General features: G+C 65.1%; 2 protein-coding genes. Both read right to left on the bottom strand.

Features of this window, described 5'->3' with window-relative positions; genetic code table 11:
- Positions 1 to 303: helix-turn-helix domain-containing protein (locus tag ACWDZ7_RS42840; RefSeq protein ID WP_451804389.1), on the bottom strand; the 303-nt coding region annotated here is incomplete at its 3' end.
- A 14-nt stretch (positions 304 to 317) separates the two neighbouring features.
- Positions 318 to 1379: tyrosine-type recombinase/integrase (locus ACWDZ7_RS42835; protein WP_451804387.1), on the bottom strand; the 1062-nt coding region annotated here is incomplete at its 5' end.

Raw genomic sequence — 1379 nt, 5'->3', positions numbered from 1 at the left:
GCCGACACCTTCAGAAGTGGTGGCCCCGCCTGCGGCGGCCTTCTTGGGCTTCTTCGCCGCCCCGGCCGTGGCGATCGGTTCGATGAGCTCGTCCATCGTGCAGTCCAGGATGTCCAGCAAGGCCATGAGGATCTTCAGGCTGAGTCGTTCCGGTCGCTCGACGACGAGCCGGTAGACCTGGCTCGACGACAGCGTGATGCCGCGTTCCTTCAAGGGTGGGAGCAGGTCAGTGGTGGAGAACATCCCGCGGTCCGCCATCACCTTGCGCAGGTGCCAGTGGTAGTCGAGCTTGGCGGCCATCATCGGGTCCTTCCTCGTCAGACGCCGGCGAACGCCGGGGCCAGGGCCTTGCTCAGGGCAGTGTTCATGAAGTCGTCGCTGACGTGTGTGTAGATGGCCGTGGAGCTGTCGCAGTCGTGGCCGACTTGCTGCTGGATAAAACGACGGTCGATTCCGTCCTCGGTCAGATGGGTGACGTAAGAATGCCGAATTGAGTGCGGAACTAGTTCTTTTGGGAGTTTTAGGGCGTCGCGGTATGCCTCGAACCGGTCGTTGATGGAACTGGGCTGGAGGCGTCCCCCGCGTTCGGTGATCCAGAGAGCCGGATGGTCGGGGAATCCGAAGCGCGGGCGGACGTTCTTGACGTAGTCCTCGACAGCCTCGACGGCCCAGTCCATCACCGAGAGCACGTTGCGCCGCCTCGGCGGCTGGCCCTTCTTTGCCTTGCCGTAGCGGACATTGAGCGTGCCGTACCGGCCGAACTGGCGAGCCTTCGGATTGCGCCCGAAGTCGACGACGTCCAGCTTGGACGTCTCGGTCCGGCGGAGCCCCCAGCCGTAGATGACCTTGCAGAGTGTGGCGTCGCGGTAGGCGGCGAGGGCGCCCTTGCGCTTGGTTTTCACGGCGCGGGCGACTTGGTCGTCGGCGTAGTCGAGGAACCGCTGCAGTTCTTCGCGGGTGAACGGCCTTGCTTCGGGGTCTCCCTCGTAATCCTGCAGGTGAGGGAGGGTGTTCCACTCATGGGCGATCGCCACGGGGTGGGTCCCAAAGGCTTCTTCGCAGGCCGGGCCCCAGCCGTAGCGGGCGTCGATGAGGAACTCGGTGAACAGCCGGACGTCGCCCTGATAGCTGCGGACCGTCGACGGCGCCAGATGCTTCTCGCCCGTCAGCGACGCCGACCACTCATCCAGGTGGGCCGGAGTCCACTGCCACGGGTACTCGTTCGCGAACTCGAGGAACCGGCGGGCCAGCCGCATCCGCGGCTCGATCGTCTCGTCCTTCAGTCCTCGCGACTTCTGCTGAGCCCTCCAGCCCCGCAGCATTGCGTCGAACATCGCGTCCTCCGGACGCAGTTGGACCACGCCGGACACGAGCTCCAT

The sequence above is a fragment of the Streptomyces sp. NPDC003032 genome (assembly GCF_053591415.1).
Note: the sequence above shows the minus strand (reverse complement) of the source record. Positions and strands in the feature narration are given on the sequence as shown.